The organism is Micromonospora sp. NPDC003197 (assembly GCF_053590565.1).
Map to the genome: position 1 here is coordinate 1 of NZ_JBSFTE010000045.1, position 19463 is coordinate 19463.

A 19463-nucleotide genomic window follows, 5' to 3' on the forward strand; every position below is an offset into this window, starting at 1 on the left:
TGCGTGCCCTCATCCGGCAAGCCCGTACCCACTACCGCTGGAACACCCGCCCCACCACCCGCCGCCTCAAATAACACCTACTGACGGTCCCTCTAAAACACCTCGTCGTGCCCGAGCACGTCCTTGCTATTCCGTGCGACGGGTTTTTGACTGCCCCTGATGGTGACGCGTGAAATCTATCGCTCGACAACGGCCGTGGGCGATGTCGGTGGCCGCCGCTATCGTGCCGCCATGACGATCAAGGACGGTTGGATCTCGTTCGGCCTCGGCAGGTTCCGTAGCGACGAGGCCGATTTCTCCACGTACAGCGGCAGTTCACAAGCCACGCTGCCGACGCTTCCCCTCGGACATCCAGGTGGTCTGCACAACTGGATGCGGGAGCTGGTGCCACTCGGTGAGCGTGCTGCCGGTCAGTACGGGTTGGTCACGCTGACCGATGGCGTACCCGTGTCCGGGCATGAGGCGGCCCTGCCGGAACAGTTCGTCGCGTTCATGGCTGATCGGGTGCTACGCGACTCGGTGCCGACCTGTACGTCGTGTTACTGGGCTTCCGATCTTCCAGTAGCGCCGAGCCCTGTCCACCACGGGGCACAGCTGGTGCGGTTCCTCAACGATCAGCAGGGTTGTCTGTTCTGGTATCTGCACCTGCTGCCAGACGGCAGTCACGAGGTCTTGTGCGGTGGGGAGGCGTACGACCTGCAGGAAGTCTCCCAGGAGGAAGCACATGAGGATCTGGTGCGGGTGGCCGACGACTTCGACCAGTTCATTGCCCGGTTCTGGATCGAAAACCTCGCCCGGTACGAGGTGGAGGGCCAGGAGCGATCCGATGAGGAGCTTTCCAAGCCGGTCTGGGAGTACCTACGCCAGTATGCGTCTGCGGACCGGCGGCCATTGGCTGACTGACATTCGGCGCGGTGGCAGTTCGCTGGGCTGACATCATTTTGTCGTACCGTGGGCAATTATGTGTCGACGCCCATCCGAGGGGAGAAACGATGATCGGCACCTTGCGGACCATCGCCCTGGACACCCGTGACTTCGCCGGCCTGGCCAGGTTCTACCAGGAGCTGGCCGGGTGGACGCAGACCTTTGTCGAGGACGACTGGATCACGATGACCACCGACGACGGTTGGCGGGTGGCGACCCAGCTCGCCCCGGACCACGTGGCACCCCGGTGGCCGGATCCCGCTCACCCCCAGCAGGCCCATCTCGACCTGCGGGTGCCTGACCTGGCGGCGGCCACCGCTCGGGCGCAGGAACTGGGCGCGACGCTGTTGCGTCGCAACGAGCGGTGGCACACCCTGGCCGACCCGGCCGGGCACCCGTTCGACCTGTGTCTCAACGCCGACGACCCACGCACCACGCTGATGGGCGTAATGCTGGACTGCCCCGACGCAAAGGCGCTGAGCGGGTTCTACGCGGAACTGCTCGGCAAGCCGGTGACCTACGAGGGTGACGGCATGGTGATGATCGGCGAGGAGGGCGGCCAGCCGCTCATGTTCCAGCAGGTGGCCGACTATTCGCCGCCGCGCTGGCCCGATCCGGCCCACCCGCAGCAGATCCACCTCGACGTACGGGTCGACGACGTGGCAGCGGCCGAGCCTGCGGCGCTCGCGCTCGGTGCCACCCGCCTACCAGGCGAGGGGGAAAACTGGCGGGTGTACGCCGACCCGGCCGGCAAGCCCTTCTGCTTCGTGTGGGACCTCGATCAGCAGGGGTGACGGAGGCTCTTCAGGACTCGCCTGGCAATCCCGCCCTTCTGTCGGCGAGCTACCGGGCCGGCTTGGTGTCGTAGTCGTTCCGGGACTGCTCAACTTTGCTGAGATTGCCGGCGGCCCATTCAGCGAGGTGGGCGAAGAGTGGGGCGAGGCTGCGGCCAAGCTCGCTGATCTCGTACTCGACCCGAGGGGGAACCTCGGGATGGTTGGTGCGCACGATCAGGCCATCGCGTTCCAGTTGCCGCAGCCGCTGGGTCAACACCTTCGGTGTGATCGCGTTGATCCGTCGTTCGAGTTCGACGAACCGCTGCCGACCGTGCTCGTTGAGGGTCCACAGGATCGGGGTGGTCCACCGGCTGAACACGATGTCCACGACTGGAGCGATCGGACAGGCGGATTCGGGATCGGTCGACGCAGGTCTGGTCCAGGTTGCCGGGTCAGCCATATGCACCTTTTGGATAGTCACTTTCCTCTAGGTACCTACTATACCGACGCTGTTAGCGTCATCGAGCCGCTGAAACCATGCGGCATCTTCGCCCTGATCGGGCGTAGGAAACCACGATGACGTGACATAGGAGCTCAGTGATGATCGTAGTAACGGGGGCGACGGGAAACGTCGGTCGACCGCTCGTACAGGCACTCGCGGCAGCCGGCAAGCAGGTGACCGCAGTCTCCCGTAACGCACCCACGGTGGACCTGCCAATGGGCGTACGACACCAGCAGGCGGACCTGGCCAACCCGGAGAGTCTCCGGCCTGTCCTCGACGGGGCTGACACACTGTTTCTACTCGTCGCGGGTGCCGGTGCACACCTGAACCCACGGGACATCCTTGACGTCGCCAAGGCCGGCGGAATCGGCCGGATCGTGTTGCTGTCGTCCCAGGCCGCCGGGACCCGACCGCAGTCGCCCTCCCACTCGCCCCTGCGTTTCATCGAGACTGTCGTCCAACAGTCAGGCATGGACTGGACGATCCTGCGGCCGGGTGGCTTCAACTCGAACACGTACGCCTGGATCGAGTCGGTCCGGGCCCAGCGGACGGTCGCCGCGCCGTTCGGCGACGTCGGTCTGCCGGGCATCGACCCGGGCGACATCGCCGAGGTCGCCGCCGCCACCCTGCACGGAAACGGCCACGCCGGGCGGGTCTACGAGCTGACCGGACCCGCCCTCGTCACACCCCGACAGCGGGTCGCAGCAATCGCCAACGCACTCGGCGAACCGATCCAGTTCACCGAGCAAACCCGCGACGAGGCCCGCGCACAGATGCTGCAATTCATGCCCGAGCCGGTGGCCGACGGCACCCTCGACATCATCGGTGACCCGCTCGACGCCGAGCAGCGGATCAGCCCAGATGTCGAGCGGGTTCTCGGCCGAGCGCCGCGCGCCTTCGCTGACTGGGCTCAGCGTCACGTTGCCGCCTTCCGGTAGGTCCGGTAATTCCCTGTTGACCGCCATCGAGGCGTTCTCGCCGACTGCTGGTGTTTCCCCTGACTACGGGCAGCGCCGGCAGTCGGTGCGAGGACGGCCTGGGCCTGCCGGCAGCCCGCCATCTGAGGCTGGACTCCGCGCCATAGACTTTCGCTGGACCCGCCTTGGCGTGCCACGATGCGCTGGGTGCCGCTGGTCCTCGGGGAGGCTGATGGAGTTCCGACTGCTCGGTCGGATGGAAGCGCTACACGACGGGCGACCGGTGGCGCTGGGCCGACGACGTGAGCGCATGCTGCTCGCGCTGCTGCTGTTGGAGACCGGGTCAGCCGTACCACCGGACCGACTGGCCGACCTGCTCTGGGACGACGATCCGCCGGCAACCGCCCGGGCCAGTCTGCACACCCATGTCTCCCGCCTGCGTGCCGTGCTCACACCGTTCGACGTGCAACTGCTGAGCACCGCCACCGGCTATCGGGTGGACGTACACCCCGAGCAGGTCGACGCCCACCTCTTCCGTACCCTGATCGGCCGCGCCCAGGCCAGCTCCGACCTGGACGAACGCGTCGAAACACTGCGGGCCGCCCTACACCTGTGGCGCGGTCCCCTGCTGGCCGACCTGATCCCCGACCGGCTTCAACTACGCATCGACGTCGAGCTGACCGAACTCCGGCTGGCCGCCACCGAGCTGCTGATGGCCAGCGAGCTGGACCGGGGACGACATCGTGAGATCGTCGGTGAACTGACCGCCCTGGTCGCCGAGAATCCACTGCACGAGGCGTACACCGCGCAGCTCATGCTCGTCCTCTACCGGTGCGGCCGGCGTACCGAGGCGTTGGAGGCCTACGAGCGCATCCGGGGCCGAATCGCCGACGAACTCGGCCTCGACCCGGGCCTCGAGTTGCAGGAACTACGTACCGCGATGCTGCGCGACGATCCCACCCTGACGCCTGTCACCGCACCGGCAGCACAGGCCGTCCTGGCGACTCCGGCCCCGGCTCCAGCAGCCTCGCCAGCGCCGGCTCAGCTTCCCCTTCCGGTCGCCCACTTCACCGGTCGTACCGAGGCGCTGCGGACCCTCGACAGCCACCTACGGGATCTGACGACGGCCCCCGCCGTGGCCGTTGTGGCGATCACCGGTACGGGTGGAGCCGGCAAGACCGCCCTGGCGGTGACCTGGGCACATCGGGTCGTCGGGCAGTTCCCCGACGGCCAGCTCTACATCGACCTACGCGGTTACGATCCGGGCGAACCGAAATCGGCCGCCGCCGCGCTCGACGGGTTCCTCCGCGCGCTGGGTGTCGACCGTACCCCGATCGACCTGGACGAACGAGCGGCCCTGTACCGGTCGTTACTGGCCCGTCGGCGGATGCTCGTCGTCCTGGACAATGCCCGTTCGATCGAGCAGATCCGGCCACTCCTGCCCGGCTCCCCCGGATCATTGGTGTTGGTGACCAGCCGGGACGACCTGGCCGCACTGGTGGCCCGCGACGGTGCCCGCCGACTGGCACTGGACCGCCTCACCGACACCGAGGCAACGGACCTGCTGCGTCGCATCCTCGGGGACGCCCGGGTGGACGCCGAGCCGGAGGCTCGCGTCGAACTGGTCCGGCTCTGCGCCGGCCTGCCACTCGCCCTGCGAATCGCCGCCGAACGCGCCGGCCAGGTCATCGCTGCTGGAAAGAGCAGCCAGGTCATCGCCGCCAAGCGCGCCGGCCAGGTCATCGCAGGTGCAGAAGCCAGAACGCCGTCCCCCAGCCGCCCCCTGGCCGAACTGGTGGCCGAGCTCGCCAACCGGACCCGGCGGTTGGACGTACTCTCCTTTCCCGGCGACCCGCTCACCGCCCTGCGGGTGGTCTTCTCCTGGTCCTACCAGGCCCTGCCACCGGCAGCCGCCCAACTGTTCCGGCAGCTCGGCCTGCATCCCGGACCGGACTGGGACCTGCTCGCCGCCGCCAACCTCGCCGGCCTCGACCTCGACCGGACCGGACGGCTGCTCGACCTGCTCGTCGGCGCCCACCTGGTCGAACACAACTGCCACGGCCGCTTTCAGATGCACGACCTGCTACGCGAGTACGCGGCCGAACTCGCCACGGTGGAGTCGGATGAGGCGCTGAACCGGCTCTACGACTGGTACCTGCACACCGCCAACGTCGCCATGGACCTGATCGATCCGCACCGGAGCCGGGCACGGCTGCCCGTACTCTCCCCGATCGTGTCGGGACCTGCTCCGATCACGTACGACGAGGCGATCGACTGGTTGGAGGCGGAGCGGACCGGACTGGTCGCGGCCATCCTGCGGGCCGGGGATCGGCTCGTACACGCCTGGCAGCTCACGCAGGCTATCTGGAAGTTCTTCTTCATCCGCGGCTACAGCGACGACTGGTACGCCACCGGGCCGCCCGCGCTGGCGGCTGCCCGACAACTGGCCGACCCGTACGCCCAGGGGGAGATCCTCAACAGCCTCGGCGCGTCCCGGTACGCCACCGGACGGTACGACGAGTCGGCCGACTACTACCGGCAGGCGCTGCCGCTACGCCGCCAGGCCGGCGACCGAGCCGGCGAGGCAGTTACCCTGGGTAACCTCGGGGTGGTCTACGACCTCCTCGGCCGGTATGACGACGCCGTCGACCACTATCTGCGCGCGCTGCCGATCCAACGGGCCATCGGCGACCAGCGGGGCGAGGCGATGATGCTGGGCAACCTCGGCATCTCGCTGAAGAACCTCGGCCGGTACGGCGATGCGGCCGAGCACTACCGGCAAGCGATGGCGCTCTACCGACAGACCGGTGACCAACGGGGCGAGGCCGTTTCCCTGGACAACGCCGCCGTTCTGGAGGACCGGTTGGGCAACCACGCCGAGGCATTGTCCCTGCTGCGGGAGGCCCGGGCCATCGCCGAGCGGCACAACGACCGGCGCATCCTCTCCTACGTACTCAACCATTTCGGCGCGGCCCAGCTAAGTCTCGGCGAGGTCGAATCAGCCCGCGAGGCGCACGAACGCGCCCTCATGCTGGCTCGGGAAATCGGCAATCGGGAGGCCGAGAGCACCGCGCTGAAGGGGCTCGGGACGGTCCATTCTCGACTCGGCGCGCACGCCACCGCGATCGAACTTCACCACGCCGCGCTGGAGCTCGTTCGGCGGCTGAACGCCCCGAGCCGGGAAGCCGAGATCCACAACGACCTGGGCGAGGCGCATCGGACGGCGGAGGACGGAACATCCGCGCTGGGGCCCTACCAGGCGGCGTTGGCCATGGCCGTACGCTGCGGCGACCGCTTCCAGCAAGGCCGCGCCACGTTCGGCATCGCCCAGGTACTGCGTACCTTCGGCGACCACGAGGGAGCCCACCGGCACGGAACCCAGGCCATGAAGATCTTCAGCGGCCTCGGGGTGCCCGAAACTACCGCAGTGGCCGCATTCCTCCACTAACCGACGGCCATTGCCCTGTGTTCGGCCCTGCTCCCAGTGAGTTTCGGCCGTTGCCCCGTGCCCGGCCTTGCTCCAGTGACCGCCGGTCGCTGGCGGCCACTGGAGCGGGCGAGTCAGGTGCTGGCCGCGTACCAGTGGTGTCTCCGCCCACCCCCGTTATTTCCAGACGGCACCACCACACGCGCAGCCAGACCGAACCGCCGAGGCGACGGTCGCCACCCCGGTCAGCGTTCGTAGTCTCACCGCCGCGCCTTGCCATAGCCCTTGCCATCGGCGGCAGGGCAGAAACGCCATCAGGGGGCAGGGCGAGAACGCCCTGCCCCCTCGGCCGTACCGGCCATCACCCGGCACCGCGTGCCGGATCCTTCCGGTCAGCTCGTCGCTGCCGATCGGTAAGCCAGCCGCTGCCGCTCGATTAGCCAGCCACTGCCGGGTCGAGCAAACCGGCAACCGCTTCGGCGGTGGCCGGATGCTCGGCCAGCAACCCGCTGACCTCGCGATACTCGTCTCCGGCGGGGACACCGCCCACCGGCCGCCACTCGCCGTCGCAGCCGAGCAGCTCGGCCACCGCGTCGCAGGTGGCCGGATGGCCCACCAGCAGCTCGGCTACCGGACCCGCCGCCACGGCGACAGCCGCAGCCGGTTTCGCCGGCACCGCCCGACCCGTCCATGGCGGAGCCCAGGCGTCGACCGCCGACAGGGTGCCCGGGAAGGTACGCCCCGCCTCCCGTACCAACACCGGCACCAGCTCACCGGCCTGGCTGCGCAACGTGGTGATCAGGGTTGGCAGCCAGGGCAGCAGAACCCGGTCCGGCAGCCGCGCGAACGCCTTCGACATCGTCTCCACGACGAACGGTGCCAGGGTCGGCACCGACTCCAATGCCTGGACGAACCCGCTCAGGTACTGCGGGAACGCCGGCACCACCAGCGGGTTGCCCAGCATCTCGTCACAACGCGCCCGCAGGTCGGCCAGGGTCAACAGCCCCAACTGGGAGCGGGCGACCCAGAGCAGCGCCACCTTGGCAGGTGCCTCCGGATGCGACTGTTGGACGGCCAACTCCAGCTGGGCGTGGTCGCAGCCCAACGCCAGGGCGAGACTCTCCAGGGTGAACAGGAAGCCGAGCATTGCCCCGACCTGTCGTACCCCGATGTGCTCGTCCACGAAGGCCATGGGCAGCAGGGTGCAGTAGTGCGCGTAGCCGGCCTTGACGAACGCCTCACACCAACCGGGCAGCTGCGGCTGCGTGGCCCGGTAGTGGGCCAGCAGCCGACGGATCCGCCGCAGCACCTCCGGGGCGTCGTCCACCGTACGTTCGGCGGCCAGCAGCTCGACGGCCCGGTCACCGAGTTCGTCGGTGAACCGTGGGTTACGCAGGTAGAGCAGCGAGTCCTCCACCGCGGCGAGGGCCATCGACGCGGTCGCGTTCGGTGCCCACACCTTGCGGCGCAGCCGTTGCTCCAACACCTGCTCGACCGTGATGCCCTCGTAGCCCAGCTCGATGATCGTCCGCTGGTTCTGCCCGACCGCCAGGTCCCAGCTTTCCTGGGTGGAACGCTCGCCGAGGCGACGGGCCCCCATGATCGGCCGGAACGCGCCCTCCGGCAGCAGGTACCGAAGCACCCACAGCAGGTCCGAGCAGGGCACCAGCTCGGGGTTGGCGGTCAGGTCCAGCAGCGCCCGTTGCAGGGTGCGTTTCTCCAGGTCGAGCCCGAGCGGGGCCAGCCGGTCGTACACGTCACGGGCCAGCGGCGGCAGCGCCTCGTACCCGACCTGCCCAATCTTGTCACCGCCCATGAGGATCTCGCACAACCGGCGTACGTCCCGACGGCCCGGTACCTTGTCCTTCTCGATGCAGGTGACCGCGGCGTCCTGGAAGTCGTACGGGGTGGGGCGAGCCCGGTTGCGCATGCCGGCGAGCAGGATGGACGTCTCGAACACCGCGATGGCGTCCGCCGTGCTGGACAGATAGCCGTTACGCCGGGCCAGCCGGACGATGTCCACACACCAACCGAGCAGCTCCTCCTCGTCGATGCCGTCCAGCATCGGCGGCTTCGACAGGAACCCGGTGAGCCGGTCGGCGACCGGTGCCGCCGCAGGTGCCGCCGGCAGTGCCTTCGTACGCTTCGACCGCTTACGGCTCCCCTTCTGCCCCTCCAGCTGGTACGGGGTGAGCCCCGAGCGGGTCAACGCCTTGGTCCAGGTGGCCCCGGCGATCGACACCGAGCCGCCGGCCAGCCCAAACTGCCGTTCGATCGCCGAATGGCTGGACGGGATCAGACCGTAGAGCCACTCGGTGCCGCTACGGGCGCTGACCTCGTAGTCGGTGCTGCCCGACAGGCCGAACTCCGCGACCCGGCTGGCGGCGTGGAACGCGCCGCAGACGTACAGGCACTCCGAAGGGTCGACACCCGAGATGCCCAGGTGCTCCCGCATCCGGGTCCACATGTAGCGTTCCCGGTCCTCGTCCCGGGCCAACCGAGCGGCGTCCTCCGGGCTCAGCCGCCGGAACAGGCTGCCGATCAGCACCATCGCCTGCCGGTAGGTGTCGTAGTCGGCACCGGCAAGCGGCTGCTCCACGTACTGGTCCCACCACTCGGACCAGTGGCGGACCTTGCCGTGGTGCAGCAGGTGTTCCTCCAGCTCGGCGAAGCGGGGCCGCAGGTCACCGATCTCGATGCCCACCGCGTCGCCGTGCAACGCGGCTTCCTCGTTCGCCGGGTCCTCCTTCGGCGCGTCCTCGCTGGGCGAGTCCGGGTCACCGTCGGCGGCGTCGGACTTCGACTCCGGCTCCCGGGGCAGCCACTGGAAGACGTGGTCCGCTGACCGGTCGACCAGCACCAACTCGACGCCGGGCGTGTCGAGGGCGTACGAGATGGCCTGGTATTCGGCCGACGCCTCGGTGATCGGTGCCACAACGCTGAGCGGGCCCCACTGCGGCGGGAAGCCGTCCAGGTTGGCGGCGTACGCCTGCAGGGCCACCGGGAGCCGGCAGTTGCGCAGCTCGTCCAGGAGCGGACGCAGGTCCTCGCACAACTCCAGATAGATCACCTTGGGCTGCTTCTCGCGGAGACGGCGCACCATCGCCAGCCCGGAAGCCGGCGAATGGTGGCATACCGGGAAGATCTCCAGCTCCTCCCGCAACGCCCGGTCGACGTCGTCGACCATGCCCGTCATGATCTCGGCCAGCGCGTTGGGCCCGTCGGCGAACTCGGTGGCGGCGTCGAGCAACTGCTGACGTAACGGCCCGAACAGGTCCGCAACGGTGTCGGTCGGCGGCCCCTTTTGGGTCGGCGTGCCCGCCACGTCGGTGCTCATGAGAGCGTGGCGATCGCCTGCCGACCGCCCTCAAGGAACTCGGGCCACTCGCCACCGTCGGACTTGCTCCGGGGCTCGACCACACCGTGCAGGTACTTGTTCATGATTGCCAGGTCCTCCGGGCTGCGTCGCACCAGCGAGCCGACCAGCGAGTTGGCCAGTGTCTCGGCGCGCAGCGTCCGGTCGCCGAAGAACTGGCTGTGCAGGATCGCGTCTTCGAGAACGCCGATCTGTTCGGCGGTGGAGAGCGCCGACTCCAACTTCTCGTCGTCGCTCTTGGCCGAAGCGGCGGCGACCCGCAGGTCGGCGAAGCTCTGCAGCAGGATGTCCAGCAGCGTGGGCGGCACGTCCAGCTCGATCTGGTGCCGGCGCAGCAGTTCGACGGTACGGAATCGGACGATCTCCGCCTCGCTGCGCTTGTTGGTCACGACCGGAATGCGGACGAAGTTGAACCGGCGCTTCAGTGCCGACGAAAGGTCGTTGACGCCCCGGTCCCGACTGTTGGCCGTGGCGATGATCGAGAAGCCGGGCTTGGCGAAGACGGTGTTGTCGTTGTCCAACTCCGGGATGGAGATGTACTTCTCGGAGAGGATCGAGATCAACGCGTCCTGCACGTCGCTGGTCGACCGGGTCAACTCCTCGAAGCGGCCGATCACGCCCTGCTCCATCGCCGTCATGATCGGCGACGGGATCATCGACTCGCGGGACTGCCCCTTGCCGATCACCATCGAGATGTTCCACGAGTACTTGATGTGGTCCTCGGTGGTGCCGGCCGTGCCCTGGACGACCAGGGTCGAGTTGCGGCTGATCGCGGCGGCCAGCAACTCGGCCAGCCAGCTCTTGCCGGTACCGGGGTCGCCGATCAACAGCAGCCCCCGGTCCGAGGCGAGGGTGACGATGGCGCGCTCGACGAAGCTGCGGTCACCGAACCACTTCTGCGAGATCTCCCGGTCGAGCCCGTCGGCACGTTCCGAGCCGAGGATGAACAGACGCACCATGCGCGGGCTGAGCCGCCACGAGAACGGCTTCGGACCGTCGTCGACGGACTCCAGCCAGTCCAGCTCCTCGGCGTACTTGACCTCGGCGGGGGCACGCAGCATTTCGTTGGTCATTTTTCGCGGGTCTCCTAGGTGAGGAAGTTTCTGAGGTCGGACTAGTTGAGGAAGTTCTTCAGCTCGGACACGAGCTTGCGAATGTGGCCGGAGAGGACCGGGGTGCCCTGATCCTTGAACCGCTCGCGGAACCACGGGTTCACGCTCTGGTGGCCGCCGCTGTTGACGGAACCGACGGGAATGAAGCGCGCCCCGGACCGGTGGACCGCCGCCATTCCGTCGAAGACCTGCTGTTCCCGCCACTCGTAGAAGTCGGAGATCCACACCATCACGGTGTTACGCGGATCGACGATCTTCGGCTGGGCGAGTTCCATCGCGACCGTGCCGTCGGTGCCGCCACCAAGCTTCGTACGCAGCAGCACCTCGAACGGGTCGTGCACCCAGGGAGTCAGGTCCAACGCGCGGGTGTCGTACGCGATCAGGTGCACGTCCACCTTGGGCAGGCCAGCAAAAATGGATGCCAGGATGGTGCAGTTCACCATCGCGTCGACCATCGAGCCCGACTGGTCGACGACCACGATCAGCCGAGCCGGCGTGGTCCGCCGGGCGGTGTGCCGGTAGAAGAGCCGGTCGACATAGAGCCGCTGGTCCTCAGGGTTCCAGTTGGGCAGGTTCTTCCAGATCGTGCGCTCGACGTCGAGGTTGCGGAACACCCGCTTCGGCGGGATCGACCGGTCGATGGTGCCCACGCTGGCCTTCTCGACCTGCGTACGCAGCACCTCGGCCACCTCGTCGACGAACTTGCGGATCAGCGCCTTCGCGTTGGCCAACGCAATCCCCGACAGGTTGTCCTTGTCCCGCAGCAACTGCTCGATCAGCGACATGCTCGGGGTCAACTGGCGGGCCAGCTTCGGGTCGGCCAGCACCTCGCGCAGACGCATCCGGCGGACCAGGTCGCCTTCCAGGCCGGCCAGGACCCCGCCCAGCTCATTGTCGCCGGGGCGGCTCCGCAGCTGCCCCGGATCGACGCCGCAGGCCCGTTCGAACCAGCCGACATCGGCCTGCCAACCGGCCAACTGTTGGGCGGAGACGTTGCCGGCACCGGTCGCGAAGACGTTGAGCAGCAGTTTGGACACCAGCGCCGCTCGGCGTACCTCGTCGGCTCCCGGCTGCTCCGCAACGGCGCTGGCGGCAGCGATCGACTCCCCCGGAGCCTCACCGGCATCGGTGGCCGTGTCGGCACCGTCAGCGGCGGTGCTGTCTCCAGCGGTGCCTGGGCTGGCGTCGTCGGGGCCCGCGCCGTCTTCATCTGGGCCGGTGCTGGCGTCGTCGGGCCCCACTCCGGCCCCGGCGGTCGGTGCGCTGCCGCCGGCCCCGTTGGCCGTGGCGCTGTCGTCGCCCTCGGCCGGGTCGGCCGTCTCCGCCAGCAGCCCCTGCAGGTCCTCGGCCAGCTCGGGGAAACGCTGCACGATGTTGTCGATCGACACCGTCGGGTCGAGCAGCGCCATCGGGAGTCCAATGTCGTCGATGATCGCCGCGCTCGCCGACTCCAGGGTGGGCTGTTCGTCGGTGCCGAACACCCGGGCCAGCAGGCGCCAGTAGAGGACCTGACGCCGGTTCTCGTGGAGGTTGATCTGCGAATCACTCATCGCCTCAGCAACCGTCCCGCCCGCTCCCGCAGTACGGCGACAGCGTCACCGGCCTTGGCTTCCGCCTTCGCCACCTTCGGATCGGTGGGCCCCATCGCCCAGTCGCCGGTATACACCACGACCGGCTTACGTTTCACCGTCGCCTGGATCGCGAGCGGCTGGAGCGACCAGCTACCGCCGTCCCAGCGAAGCAGCCCGATACACGCCGAGGAGGCGGCCACCAGCTGCGTCGTGAGCGGCCCACACGATGGCAGGCGGTCGACGGCGACTGGGATGGAGACGTCACCGAACGCGAAGGTGACCGTCGCATCCTCGTCGGAGGAGGTGGCGGTGTAACCCTCCATCAGCACCGGCTCGGCGATGTTCACCGGATGCCGATCCAGCGGTGCCGCCGCCGGGGCGACCGCGTCGGCGAGTTGGACCCGGGCGGTGACGAACGGGTCGGTCGGGTCGCCGGCCTTGGCCCGATCGTCCTGCCAGATCAGGTCACCACTGTCGAGGAGGGGTAGGTCGGTGATCTCCAGGCTGCGCCGCTCGGCGAGCGCCCCCAGCAGCACCGGATGGTTGGCGAACAGCCGCCACAGGGCCGAGCCGACGATGGTGTCCACCTTCGGCGCGGCGACACTCGTACGCACCAGCCGGGGCGGGGCACCATCGGCCGACTCGAACAGTCCGTGCACCTGCACCTGCACCGCCGTGCTGTGCTCGTGCACGTCGACGCCGAGAATCAGCAGCCGCCCGGAGACCCGTTCCGCAGCCTGGGCGTCGGCACCTCTGGCGCCGGCCTGCGACAACAGCAGCGCCCGAGTCCAAAGGTCGGCCCACCGCCGTACGGGCAGACGCTCCATGGTGCCGATCGGGCTGGCCGCGTGCAGCTCGGTCGCCAGACCGTCGGTCAGCACCGCCAGTCGACGCAGCTCCGGATCGGCCAGCAGGGCCTGGAGCACCTGATCGGAGCTGGAGATGAGGTCGTGGTCTACGCCCCGCCAGCCGGCGATGGCCAACTCGGTCAGCCAGGACCGGCACCCGCTGAGCAGGTTGCCGGCCGAAACCGCCCGGGTCGGGGCCGGGGTCTGCGGCCAGGTCGCCCGAGTACGCCGCAGCGCGGTGTCGAGCCGAGCGAGCAGGGCATCGTGCACCGCACCGAGCAACGCGGTCCGCGTACCGGCCAATACGCTCAGGTTTTCCTCGGTGACCGAGCCGCCCGCGACCTTCTCGGCGGCCTCGGCGACCCGCTCGGCGAGCGGGGTGGCCGCCATCGCCCCCGCGAGGGCGGTCAACGCGGCGGCCCGCTCCTCACCGAGCCGGGCGAAGCCGGACACCAGTCCCTCGTCGAAGCCGGTGACCAGATCGAGTGTCTCCACGACGCCGGAGGGCGCGTCGTCGAGCAGTGCGGAAAGTTGTGTCTCGAGCATCAGCGGGCCGCTCCCATGGCCGGAAACCAGTGCAGCTCAGGAACCGGTTCGGCGACGACCGGCAATTCCAGATAGGACAGGTGCCGCAAGAAACGGCTGAAGACGACAGCGGCGGGCATCCGCTCGTTTGCGCCGTTCATGTGACGACGCAGATCCCAAGCGGTTGTCGCATTTTCGTCGACCTCGACGCGCAGATAACGAGCGACCCGGTCGACTCCGTATTGCACGATGGCCTCGTCGAGGAGCAAATCCAGGTGCTTGCACGCATAGCCGTGCGCTCCACCGCATGGACGGTTGTTGTTGGTGCTGCAATTGAAGTTGTGCGTCCCGGCTGCGAACGACGAGACGTAGACCCGCTCGATGTCCGAGCCGCTTGATACGACTCCCTGCAACCGCCCGTCGGCCATCTCGACGAAGGGGACCTTCGCCAATTTTCGGGGCCGGACGGGGGGCACCACACGTGTTGTGCTTTGCTGCTCCCACGCGGCGCGATCCGCGTCCACGACCTTCAACCTCCAGCACAATGGCTCGCGGGCAGCATGCGACAGCATGAAACCCGCGTAAACGGACGGTTTGTGACGGCATTTCTACCGCATCGAAACGTAGAGCCGTGAATCAGTCTCACGGTCGACGTCTGGCGAAAAACTAGCCCCGAGGTACGACAGTTTGCCGAGTTGCTGGTCAGCCCCATCGTCGTACGTCCCTGGGTGGGGAACTACGCTCGTTCTGTGGTCACCACCTGGGAACCCGCCACGACAGGTCTGCTCCGTCTGCCCTCGGGCCGACTCGTCCGAGGCCGTGGGCTGCGCCATCCGCTACCGGCCGGTCAACAGCCCACCTTCGCCCTCTACCTGCTGGGCCGGCAGCCACCGCCGGTCACCTGGGAGAGCCGCTGGGTTCGCTGGCCCGACTTCCGGCTACCGTCCGATCGCACCGCCGCCGGCGAGGCACTACGCGAGGCGTGGCACCGAGCAGAGACCGAACGCGTCGAGGTGGCCTGCGGTGGCGGACGCGGACGTACCGGCACGGCACTGGCCTGCCTCGCCGTACTCGACGGGGTCCCCGGTCACGAGGCGGTCGCCTACGTTCGCGAGCACTACTCCCGGCACGCGGTGGAGACGCCCTGGCAGCGCCGCTTCGTCGCCCGTTTTCAGTAGGAAACTCGTCAGGTGCTGGCTGGCGTCAGGCAGGAGCTTCGTCAGGTGGGGGCTTCGTCAGGCCGCCGGCCGGGCCGGTTGCCAGAGCCGGGCGATCGGCAGGGGCGGCATTCCCGTGTACGCCCACTGCTCCAACATCGAACGATCGACCAGCAGGATGCCCAGTTCTCGCGCCAACCGCTGACCATCCCCCACGGTGAACGCCCCATTGGTCACGATCATGCAGATGTCCCCCCGGTGGATGGTGCGGCAGGTGCCAGCGAACCGCTGGATCACCGCGCTGCCGACCCGATTGCTCGCACTGTGCCGTTTGCACTGCACCACCACCCGGCGACCATCCGGGGCACGGGCTATGACGTCCGCTCCCCGATCGGCCGTACCACCGAGGACGGTCACGCCGGAGCAGCCGGACGTACCGAGCAGTCGGGCGAACCACTGCTCGAACTCGGGGCCGGTCATCGCGTCGGTCGTTCCAATGATCCGATCGAGCGCGGCCCGCTCGGCCGCCTGCCGCGCCCGTCCCTTCTGTACGAGAAAAAGCACGACGACGGTCGCGGCGATGACGACAAACGCGATGAACGCGGACCAGTACGGGTGTCGACGGATGAACTCCACGATCAGTGCGAGCAGCAACACGATCCCCAAGCAACCACCGCCTAGCAGAAGTAGCCGGTCGTCCCGGCCGGAGCGGCGGCTGGTCGTACGGCGGGGGTTCTTCCGGGTGTGACCCCTGACCCGTGTGCCATCGCTGCGCCGATACGACCGGACCCGATGCATCGCAGCTCCCTGGGGTGAGAGGAGACCCCCAGTCTGGCCGCTCGGTACGACAACTCCCAGTCGTCGGCGCCACCACTGTCGGCTACCCAGCACTCCGGTCAGGTACCACGCTAAACCTGACCGGCTCCCGTAGTACGGCAGCAGCGGAGTCGAGATCGGCGAGCCGGGCCGCAAGGGTCGCCATGGCCAGCCGATGCGGCAGTGCGGCATTGAATTTGAGCCCAGCCAGCGCCTTCTCGCTGACATCGGGTAAGCAGATCCGGTCGACAGCGTCAGCGATGCCGGCTCGCCAGGTGTCTCGATCCAGGTCGGCTCGCAATCGCAGGAAAGCGTCGTCATATGGCTGCGTCGGATCACTCAAGTTGCCGAGGGTCGCGATGAGCGTCGCGTTGGCCTGGAAGCCGGCCCACGTCCACCAACGCAGGTCGTCCGGGCCGCTCCGCGTCACCATGGTGCCCCCAGGGTGAACGACACTGGTGCCACCATCACGCATCTCGGCCAATCGGCGAGCCGCCCGCTGGGTCAGGCGGACTGGCGGATCGGCCCCGAGCAGCAACTCACGCATGGCCCGGACCATCGGGTACGACAGACCCTGCGGGGCACCCCCGGCCATCCAAAGTGCCTTGCCGCCGCTGTCGACCGGCTCGACGAAACAGCGACGCCGCTTCCAGTCGATGTAGGTAACCTGCCAACTTCGGCCAGCAAGTAGAAGCCGACGCGGTCCGTGCACCTTCTCGGTCAGCAGGGCAGGATCCGTACGACCGATCTCGGTACGACCGGAGAGTACGGTGAACTGCGGCGGTGCGGTGAAAACGGCCATCAGATCCATAAAGTGCCGTCGGCCGAAGCGAAGTTCGGCCTCTGGCCCGACGAAGAGCATCCCATCGTCGCTGTCGAGGTGTCCTCGCTCGACGAGGTGCCGAAGGATGACCTCACCAGTCTTGTCAAACGGGGACAGCCCGTTCCACGCGTCCTGCCACATCTGATCGCCGAGCCGATGCTGTTGCAGGCAGAGGGCAAGGATCTGCTGGGCAACGATGTGCCGAGGCTCCGGTGGCGGGACGACTGGTTCAACCCAGCCACGGCTCCACAGGAGCAACATACCGGCAGCCTGCAGTAGGCCGGGTTCGTTCAGCGCAAGGAACAGGCAGTTCCGGCTGCTGCCCGGTCTTCGTCCGGTCCGACCGATCCGTTGCAGGAATGCCGCAACGGTCCGTGGGGCGTTGATCTGGATAACCCGGTCAAGGTCTCCGACGTCGATGCCCAACTCCAGAGTGCTGGTCGAGACGATGACGCAGTCGCGCTCCTGAGCAAACGCCTCCTCGGCCCGTCGCCGTTCTTCCATGGCCAGAGAGGCGTGGGACAGGAATGTGGTCACACCGAGCAGGCGGAGCTTTTGGCCTACCTCTTCCACCAGTGCCCGGGAGTCGCAGAAAACCAGGCGCTTCTCGCCCCGGTGGAGCGCGGCGATGACTCGCGCCGCATTGTCTACCGAGCCAACGTAGTCCAGTTCCACATCGCCGGGGGGCAGCGTGATGACGGCAGCGGGCTCCGTCGCCTGGTCTGGGGGTGGAGCATTCTCCGGCGCCACGACTCGGGCGGGCCGTTGCCCCCGCCCGGACCCTTGCAGCCAATACAGCAACTCATGCGGGTTGCCGACCGTGGCAGACAGGCCGACGCGTTGAAGCGGACGGCCCGCGATCCGGCTGAGCCGCTCAAGCACCGCCAGCAGATGCCATCCCCGATCGTCAGCGGCGAACGCGTGCACCTCATCGATCACGATCGCGTGGAGCTGCCCAAAAAACTCCTCATGATCAACCTTGGCACTGACAAGCATGGATTCCAGAGACTCCGGCGTGGTCAACAGGATGTCCGGTCGCTCGCGCAGTATCTTGCGCCGCTGGCCGGTGCTCACGTCCCCGTGCCAGAGCGCGGCCCGCCGGCCCAGCCAGCCCGCATATCCCGCTACCCGGGGCAGTAGGTTGTTGAGCAGCGCGCGAAGCGGGCAGACGTACAGCAGTGATGTCCCGGACCAGTTCTCCTGCGTCATCCGAGTCAGCATGGGAAACATCGCCGCCTCGGTCTTGCCGCCGGCTGTCGGTGCCAGCAGCAACGCGTCGTCCCCGTCGACCAGTGGTCGGACAGCCTCCGCTTGCATTGGCCGTAATGCCGGCCATTGCAGCGAGTTGACGATGTGGTGCAGGACCACTGGATGGAGCAGGTCTGCCGACACTCAGACGTCCAGGGTGACGTGGTCGGCGCTGGTCACATTCCGTTCGACGTCGGTCATCTCGGCTGCTGCGAGCGTCAGGCGGTAATGCAGCTGAGGGTCGAAGTCGGGGAACTGATCAACCCGGTCGAGCACCTCCCCCACCAGCTTCTTAAGAAACAACCGCGGTGCGACACCAACCTTGCCGCCCAGGCCGCCGGCCACCGCCCTGGCAAGCTGCCCAAGGTACCCGCCATCCACCAGGTGTCGTACCCGCTCCGGAGCAGATGACCCCTCCGCGTATACGTCCCGTACTCGGGCCCCGAGTTCGACCAGTGCCTCAAGGGTGAACCCGGGTAGCCGGACCTGCACCGCGCGCGGATTGTCGAATCGCGGGTCCGTGGTGAAGTCGACAGCAAGCCGCTGGGCGAGCGGGGCGAGCCGCTGGACGCCCTGGGGTCCGTCGTAGAAGGCTGGAGTACCGGTAATCACCAGGTACAGACCAGGGAACCGACCGGAGTGCACCTCGTCGATGAGTTGTCGGAGCGCATTGAGCGCCTTGTCCCGCGCATCGGAACGTACCCGTTGTAGGGTCTCCACCTCGTCGAGCACCAACAGCAGGCCGGGGTGGCCGCTGTCGCGCAGTACGGTCAGCAGGCCCTGCAGGAAGCTGAGCGCGCCGAAGTGGTCGAGGTCGCCGCGGACGCCAGCCGCACGGCGGGCTGCCGCAGCTACGTGTGGTTGACCGCCCAGCCAGGCGAGCAATGCTTCGGCGGTAGCGGGATCACCGGCGCTGACGGCCGTACGGTAGCCGCGCAATGCGGCGGCGAAGGCCGGCGCGCTCCGACTCACCTCGGCCAACCGCTGTTCCAGCAGTGCTGTTACGGCACGATCGAGCTCTTCACTGTCGTCGGGCGCAACCTCCCCGGCGGCCAGCACATCCTCTTCCAGGGCGTAGAACCAGCCGTCTGCCACAGCCCGAAGAGCGCTGGGCGCGAAGGTGGCGGTGGTCAGCCGCTCGGTGAGCCGCCGATAGACGGTCTCCAGCCGGTGTAACGGTGTTTCGTTCTCCGAGACCTGCACCTCGGCCGTGGCAAGATTTTTCCGCTTGGCCTGTTCTGCGATCCACCGGGTGAAGAAGGTCTTGCCGGAGCCGTACTCGCCCCGAATCGCCTTGAACACCGCCCCGCCGCCGGCAGCGACATTCAGATCCTCGGTAACGGCAGCGTGGAAGCGGTCCAGACCGACAGCGAACAGGTCCAGGCCGGCTGATGGCACCACGCCCCGACGTAAGGCGTCTACGACCTCCCGACGACGCACC

General features: G+C 67.9%; 14 protein-coding genes. 5 read left to right on the top strand and 9 right to left on the bottom strand.

What is annotated here, in order from left to right; all coding sequences use genetic code 11:
- Nucleotides 1–231 precede the first annotated feature (231 nt).
- Together ACWDV4_RS29950 and ACWDV4_RS29955 are read left to right on the top strand one after the other, a co-directional pair.
- On the top strand, nt 232–903 hold the full coding sequence (locus tag ACWDV4_RS29950; RefSeq protein WP_449985644.1) for a hypothetical protein: 672 nt from the start codon (nt 232–234) through the stop codon (nt 901–903).
- A gap of 89 nt (nt 904–992) precedes the next feature.
- On the top strand, nt 993–1718 hold the full coding sequence (locus ACWDV4_RS29955) for a VOC family protein (RefSeq protein ID WP_449985647.1): 726 nt from the start codon (nt 993–995) through the stop codon (nt 1716–1718).
- A 49-nt stretch (nt 1719–1767) separates the two neighbouring features.
- Here the strand turns inward: ACWDV4_RS29955 and ACWDV4_RS29960 are convergent, their stop codons facing one another.
- Complete coding sequence (locus tag ACWDV4_RS29960) at nt 1768–2088, bottom strand: winged helix-turn-helix transcriptional regulator (RefSeq protein WP_449985649.1); 321 nt, start codon at nt 2086–2088, stop codon at nt 1768–1770.
- Nucleotides 2089–2300: 212 nt separating this feature from the next.
- Here ACWDV4_RS29960 and ACWDV4_RS29965 point away from each other — a divergent pair, with 212 nt between their 5' ends.
- Both ACWDV4_RS29965 and ACWDV4_RS29970 read left to right on the top strand, forming a co-directional pair.
- Nucleotides 2301–3140 carry an NAD(P)H-binding protein gene (locus tag ACWDV4_RS29965; RefSeq protein WP_449985652.1) on the top strand — a complete coding sequence of 280 codons (840 nt, stop codon included), beginning with the start codon at nt 2301–2303 and terminating at the stop codon, nt 3138–3140.
- A gap of 211 nt (nt 3141–3351) precedes the next feature.
- A complete protein-coding gene (locus ACWDV4_RS29970; protein WP_449985655.1) occupies nt 3352–6567 on the top strand; it encodes an AfsR/SARP family transcriptional regulator in 3216 nt (1071 codons plus the stop codon).
- Between the two features lie 415 nt (nt 6568–6982).
- Here the strand turns inward: ACWDV4_RS29970 and ACWDV4_RS29975 are convergent, their stop codons facing one another.
- Genes ACWDV4_RS29975 through ACWDV4_RS29995 form a run of 5 tightly spaced genes read right to left on the bottom strand, consistent with a single transcriptional unit; the run spans nt 6983 to nt 14406 of the window.
- Nucleotides 6983–9883: a DUF5682 family protein gene (locus ACWDV4_RS29975; RefSeq protein ID WP_449985658.1), complete on the bottom strand. Its 2901-nt coding sequence runs from the start codon at nt 9881–9883 to the stop codon at nt 6983–6985.
- On the bottom strand, nt 9880–10995 hold the full coding sequence (locus ACWDV4_RS29980) for an ATP-binding protein (RefSeq protein ID WP_449985660.1): 1116 nt from the start codon (nt 10993–10995) through the stop codon (nt 9880–9882). Before ACWDV4_RS29980 ends, ACWDV4_RS29975 begins: the two co-directional genes overlap by 4 nt.
- Before the next feature lie 41 nt (nt 10996–11036).
- Complete coding sequence (locus tag ACWDV4_RS29985) at nt 11037–12569, bottom strand: VWA domain-containing protein (protein ID WP_449985687.1); 1533 nt, start codon at nt 12567–12569, stop codon at nt 11037–11039.
- 11 nt (nt 12570–12580) lie between these two features.
- Nucleotides 12581–13999: a hypothetical protein gene (locus ACWDV4_RS29990; protein ID WP_449985663.1), complete on the bottom strand. Its 1419-nt coding sequence runs from the start codon at nt 13997–13999 to the stop codon at nt 12581–12583.
- A complete protein-coding gene (locus ACWDV4_RS29995) occupies nt 13999–14406 on the bottom strand; it encodes a hypothetical protein (RefSeq protein ID WP_449985689.1) in 408 nt (135 codons plus the stop codon). Before ACWDV4_RS29995 ends, ACWDV4_RS29990 begins: the two co-directional genes overlap by 1 nt.
- A gap of 321 nt (nt 14407–14727) precedes the next feature.
- Between ACWDV4_RS29995 and ACWDV4_RS30000 the strand changes: the two genes are divergently transcribed.
- Nucleotides 14728–15156, top strand: a complete 429-nt coding sequence (locus tag ACWDV4_RS30000; RefSeq protein WP_449985665.1) for a protein-tyrosine phosphatase family protein — start codon at nt 14728–14730, stop codon at nt 15154–15156.
- 57 nt (nt 15157–15213) lie between these two features.
- On the opposite strand, the gene ACWDV4_RS30005 is transcribed toward ACWDV4_RS30000, so the two are convergent.
- From ACWDV4_RS30005 to brxD, 3 genes are all read right to left on the bottom strand, one after another.
- Nucleotides 15214–15792 carry a restriction endonuclease gene (locus ACWDV4_RS30005; RefSeq protein ID WP_449985690.1) on the bottom strand — a complete coding sequence of 193 codons (579 nt, stop codon included), beginning with the start codon at nt 15790–15792 and terminating at the stop codon, nt 15214–15216.
- Nucleotides 15793–16015: 223 nt separating this feature from the next.
- Nucleotides 16016–18166: a DEAD/DEAH box helicase gene (locus ACWDV4_RS30010; RefSeq protein WP_449985668.1), complete on the bottom strand. Its 2151-nt coding sequence runs from the start codon at nt 18164–18166 to the stop codon at nt 16016–16018.
- Entirely contained in the window at nt 18167–19462 is a 1296-nt protein-coding gene (gene brxD, locus ACWDV4_RS30015) for a BREX system ATP-binding protein BrxD (protein ID WP_449985671.1), read from the bottom strand.
- Nucleotide 19463: the final 1 nt, after the last annotated feature.

What these genes read in the sequence shown, in the direction of transcription:
- ACWDV4_RS29955 (WP_449985647.1), top strand. Translation starts at nt 993, where the DNA reads ATGATCGGCACCTTGCGGACCATCGCCCTGGACACCCGTGACTTCGCC.
- ACWDV4_RS29995 (WP_449985689.1), bottom strand. Translation starts at nt 14,406, where the DNA reads ATGGCCGACGGGCGGTTGCAGGGAGTCGTATCAAGCGGCTCGGACATC.
- ACWDV4_RS29965 (WP_449985652.1), top strand. Translation starts at nt 2,301, where the DNA reads ATGATCGTAGTAACGGGGGCGACGGGAAACGTCGGTCGACCGCTCGTA.
- ACWDV4_RS29975 (WP_449985658.1), bottom strand. Translation starts at nt 9,883, where the DNA reads ATGAGCACCGACGTGGCGGGCACGCCGACCCAAAAGGGGCCGCCGACC.
- ACWDV4_RS29950 (WP_449985644.1), top strand. Translation starts at nt 232, where the DNA reads ATGACGATCAAGGACGGTTGGATCTCGTTCGGCCTCGGCAGGTTCCGT.
- ACWDV4_RS29970 (WP_449985655.1), top strand. Translation starts at nt 3,352, where the DNA reads ATGGAGTTCCGACTGCTCGGTCGGATGGAAGCGCTACACGACGGGCGA.
- ACWDV4_RS29990 (WP_449985663.1), bottom strand. Translation starts at nt 13,999, where the DNA reads ATGCTCGAGACACAACTTTCCGCACTGCTCGACGACGCGCCCTCCGGC.
- ACWDV4_RS29980 (WP_449985660.1), bottom strand. Translation starts at nt 10,995, where the DNA reads ATGACCAACGAAATGCTGCGTGCCCCCGCCGAGGTCAAGTACGCCGAG.